Origin of the sequence: Sphingomonas sp. 66-10 (assembly GCF_001897045.1) — a bacterium.
Classification (GTDB): Bacteria; Pseudomonadota; Alphaproteobacteria; order Sphingomonadales; family Sphingomonadaceae; genus Sphingomonas; species Sphingomonas lycopersici.
On record NZ_MKRR01000105.1, the window covers coordinates 548 to 5,483 of the forward strand.

The 4,936-nt window shown below is 64.3% G+C and carries 3 protein-coding genes; all 3 read left to right on the forward strand.

The annotated features are described in order from the left end of the window. The first annotated feature begins 31 nt into the window (after nucleotides 1–31). Nucleotides 32–1,423, forward strand: a complete 1,392-nt coding sequence (locus BGN95_RS09655) for a tyrosine-type recombinase/integrase (protein ID WP_226019204.1) — start codon at nucleotides 32–34, stop codon at nucleotides 1,421–1,423. Continuing rightward, on the forward strand, nucleotides 1,420–3,210 hold the full coding sequence (locus BGN95_RS09660) for a hypothetical protein (RefSeq protein WP_286772497.1): 1,791 nt from the start codon (nucleotides 1,420–1,422) through the stop codon (nucleotides 3,208–3,210). Before BGN95_RS09655 ends, BGN95_RS09660 begins: the two co-directional genes overlap by 4 nt. Then, nucleotides 3,207–4,936 (forward strand): site-specific integrase (locus tag BGN95_RS09665; protein ID WP_286772498.1); only part of this gene is annotated, 1,730 nt, incomplete at its 3' end. The genes BGN95_RS09660 and BGN95_RS09665, both read left to right, overlap by 4 nt.

Genomic DNA, 4,936 nt, shown 5'->3' on the forward strand with positions numbered 1-4,936 from the left:
GGAGGGGGTCCGGGGGAGGGACTGGCAAGCTGTGGATATTTCAGAAGAACCGATCTCCATCCAGGAACGCCGCGAAGCAGATGGACTGGACGCCCACATTCCGATCATCCTGCGCGATGGTACGATCTATGATCCTGATCTCGATCGCTACTTCCTCGATCTGCCGCTCAACGGCGCGCGTTCGCGCCACTCGCTGCGGGCACACGGCTACGATGTCCTGGTTTGGTTGCGGTTTCTGGGTTCGGCTCGCCGCAAGACAGTCTGGCAAGCCGATACCGATGATGTCGGTGCGTATCATCGGGCACGCCGGCGTAGTGACGCCGAGTTCCGGATATCAGCCTCGTCGTGGAACCGGGCGGTTGCATCGCTGGACAAGCTCTATCGATGGGCCGAGCGCGAGGGCCTGGTCGAGCGTACGCCATTCACCCATCGGCAGATCTGGCGAAGATCGCACGGCGGTCGGCGCGCTGCCATCGCCGAGCATAACGAAGCTTATGAGCGGGCTGCGCGCCGGTCCGATGTGCGCTTCGTCGATCTTCCCGCCTACCATGTATTCCGAGACGTCGGCCTGCGCGGCCTGACCGTCGAGGGAGCTGAGCGCCCGGGAGCGCGCGACCGCAATGGTGCACGCAACGCGCTGTTCGCTGACCTGCTGGTCACCACCGGTTTGCGTCTCGAGGAAGCATCCTTCCTTCTCGCAGCGGAGATTCCCGGCAGCGATGTTCGTGTAGAGCGCCAACGCCGGGTAGAACTGCCGGCGGCCCTGACCAAGGGCGACCGGGGCCGGACCATGCTGCTACCGCGTCGCCTGCTGCCCGCATTCGATGCATACATTGCGGTCGAGCGCGCATCGGCGGTGGCCAAGTTCGCCTCACGTCGAGGTTGGGAGGCCATCGACCGCCCGATCTTCATACACCGCCCACCCACCGCACCGACCGCTTTGCACCTCGTGGGCGGCGGCATGATGGATATGGAAGTCGTCACACCGGATGAACGGGCCAGGCTCGTGATTTGCGCCGACGATGGCACGCCAGGTGAGGCGGCAGTCCTCTGGCTCACCGAGGTCGGGCAACCGGTGCTGCCCAACTCGTGGGAAGCGATCTTTGCCCGGGCGAGCCGTCGATGCACGGATGCCGGTATTTCCGTTCGCGTCAGCCCCCATCAGCTTAGGCATTCGTTCGCCGTGCACATGCTGGCGATGCTGATCCAGCGGCGCCTCGGCGAAGTTGCTGCACCGGCAGGCGCCATGGACGGCTATCGCCAGTTGCTCGGTGATCCGCTGCAGCAGGTGCAACGCCTGCTCGGCCATTCCAGCCTTGCCACCACGTCGATCTATCTCGATCACATTGCCACTCGTGCCGATACCGTCGATGCGGCGGTGGAAGAGTTGCTTGCGCGTGTGCCGGGCTATCTCCGGCCATGACCGCCGCTCCTCGTAAAGGTCGCAAGGTCGGGTTCGAGGGCCAGACCACAGAGCCCGAGCCCGACCCATGGCTGCAGATCAGCACGCTGCGCTTCACGATCGCCCCGCCGTATGGGGGCGAGGTTCTTGTCGATTTCACGAGACTGCACCCACGGGGACTGGCACTCGCCTTTGCCCGAGGCCTGTTCATGCTGGTCGCTCCACGCGGGCCCGTAGCGGTTCGCTCCTCCATCAAGACATACATGACCCAGCTGCCGAGCTTCTTTGCCTATCTTGCCGGGACTGGTGATCGGATCTCCGGGCCGGCCGACCTGCGAGCCAGCCACATCGATGGATACGAAGCGTGGCTCGAAGCTCAGGGCAAGTCGCGGGGCCACGCGCCGACCTTTGTCGCCAAGGTCGTTTCCGTGCTTCGCCGGATCGCTTCCGATCAGCCTGATGTCATCGAGGCGGGCTTGCGTGAGCGGCTTCGCTACGTCAGCTCGCAACCTTACGCCCCGCCACGCCCACGCGACGCCTACAGCCCGTTCGTTGCCCGCCAGCTCCGCGACGCGGCCCGCATCGATCTGGTCGCGATCGAGGCCAGATTGCGGGCTGGCCCATGCTTTGGCGAGATTCGGGAGATCGAGGCAACTGCCCGCAAGGCGCACGCCGCGATAGAGGCGCGTGGGGTCCTCAGGCATCGCGACCCTGAGTGGATGGCACTCTATGCCAGGCGTTGGAAGCGCGGCCTCTGGAACGCGGATTTCAGCATGACGCTGCACAGCGCTCATTACCTGACGTCCGTCGATATCGTGCCGCTGCTGGTCCTGCTTTCGCTGGAGACCGGGCTTGAGCTCGAGTGCTGCAAAACGCTGACCGTCGATTGTTTGCGCAACGCCTCGGGCGGTACGGTGGAGATCGCTTACACCAAGCTTCGCGCACATGGCGCCGAACACAAGACCATCAGGGTGCGAGACGGTGCCTCGTCGACGCCGGGAGGGCTGATCCGGCGCATCATCGCACTCTCGGCAAGCGCGCGGGCCCATAATTCCAGCTATTGCCTGTGGGTCTATTACCAGACCGGTGAGATCGTCCACGGCATTCGCCATCCGCGCTCGACCATCGATGCATGGACCACGCGCCACGCCATTGCCGATGACGCGGGCAGACCGCTGTATCTGCGCCTGTCCCGGCTCCGTAAAACGCACAAGGCGCTCTGGTATCTCAAGACCGAAGGGCACATGGCACGGTTCGCCGTCGGCCACACGATCGAGATCGCAGCGCGGCACTATGCCGATGTTCCCTCGCTCAGACCCCTGCATGAGCAGACCGTCGCCGACGCCCTCGAGGAGGCAGTCGCCGGTCCCCGAGTCATTCCTCCCTCCGAGGAAGATCATCTGCGCAGTCGAGCCGCAAGCGCGGGCCAGATTGCCGATGCGCCATCGGTTGCCGTGCTCGACGGAGAACAGGACGTATGGCTGGCGAGCTGCGGCGGCTTCTACGCAAGCCCTTTTGCCGCAGCTGTCGGCTCTCCATGTCCCACGCCGTTCTGGGGCTGCCTCGATTGCAAAAACGCGGTGATCACTGCGCGCAAGTTGCCAGCGATCCTCGCGTTTCTCACCTTTATCGATGAGCAGCGCGCAGGCATGAACACGAACGAGTGGGCGGCCAAGTTTGGTCACGCCCGTGAACGCATCGTCCGCCAGATCCTGCCTGCCTTCGGCGATGACGCTGTGGCTCAGGCTCGCGCGCGGCTCGCCGCCCAGCATCCCATTGTCTATCTGCCGCCCGAGGCCCGGGCATGACTGCCGTATCCTTGCCGGCCCATGACGACGGGGCGCGCGAGACGCTTCCCGTACTCATGTCGGTTCCGTTGCGGCCTGGCTGCAACCGCGCCGATCTCTCGCGTTACGGCGATCAGACCTGGGACCTGTCGCCGGGCGTCTTTCGCGATAACGCCAGGCGCTGCCATGTCACCGTGCATTTTAGCAGCATCGAAGACCCAGCCATTGCCGATGCCCTGCGCCAGTTTCTCCATGCGCGGCTCAATGTCGATCTGCCGGGCCATCGCCCCCGGCTTCAGCCAGCAGCTGTGCGGGGTGAGGCCAACCGGGCCCTGCTTTTCTTCAACTTCGTGAAGGCCGACCTTGGGCGCTTCGATCTTGAGCGGGTCGATCAGTCTCTGCTTGACCGCTTTGCCCGTTCGAAGCGCCGTGAGGGGCTACGTCCGGTTGCGGTCGCAGTATTGCTGCGCGTCACCTTCGACCTTCACGAGTTGCGCCGCCACCTTCCAACGGCCCGTCTTCGTATCGATCCGTGGCCCGGGCGCAGCCCGTTCTCGGTCGCCGGTGCCCGGTACATCCCCGGTGAAAACCGGACGCCACGCATTCCCGAAGAAATCATGACGCCGCTGCTGGCATGGTCGCTGCGCTATGTGACCCACTTCGCGCCCGACATTTTCGCCGCGCGCCGGGAGCTTGAGCGTCTCGAAGCCAGGCGCAGCCGATTGATTGCGCGCGAGGCTCATCTCGATCAGGCCGAACGCCGCGCGCGGCAACGGCAACGGCTAACCGCATACCTCACGGGCTTGCGGCGGCAGGGCCGCGGCGTTCCCATCTGGACCGGCTTGTACAACGCTGCTGTCCGCACCGATCCGTTGACCGGCGAACACCTGCCACCGATCAACTACCATCTCCTTCATCTCCACGCCGGCGTCGATGCGCAGGCAGAGCCCGCCATGCACCTCAGTCTGACGACCGGTGCACCAGACCTGATCGCCGCCGCCATCACGGAACTCGGCACCGAAGTCGGGGGGATGGATGCACCGATCGCCGTGGATCCCGGGACCCGTCAGCCCTGGCGCAGCCGATTCGATGTCAAGGCATTGGCTCTGGAAGAGGTCATGCTACAGTCCGCAGCCTATATTGTTTGCGCCTATCTGTCGGGTATGCGCGACAGCGAGATCCAGGCAATGAAGCGTGGATGCCTATCCATCGTCAGAGACGAAGACGGCGTTATATTGCGTCACCGCATCAAGTCGGTCGCGTACAAGGGCAAGCGCGGAGGCGGAGAACAAGCGGAGTGGGTTACGATCGCGCCCGTTGCCGACGCGGTCGCTGTGCTCGAGCAGTTGTCCGAGCGGGCCGGACGAGCGCGGGGCACTACGACGCTTTGGCCTGTGCTGTCACTTCGCGCCAACACCAAGACTCATGTCTCTGCCGAGATCGTCCGCCAGCTCAACCGATTTCGTGACCATCTCAACCAGCAGTTTGGATCGCCTGATGCGCCGGTGATTCCTCCACGACCCAATGGCACACCCTGGCGGCTGACCACCCGTCAGTTCCGCCGCACGATTGCCTGGCATATCGCCAACCGGCCCTTCGGGACGATCGCCGGCATGATTCAGTACAAGCACGCCAGTGTTGCCGCCTTCGAAGGCTATGCTGGAAGCAGCCGGTCGGGATTTCGCGGCGAGATTGAAGCCCAGCGTGCGCTCGGCCAGATCGACGACATCCTGGCCTATTTCGACGA

Bases quoted from the DNA above. Each gene is read 5' to 3' on its own strand.
- BGN95_RS09660 (WP_286772497.1), top strand. From the start codon at position 1,420: ATGACCGCCGCTCCTCGTAAAGGTCGCAAGGTCGGGTTCGAGGGCCAG.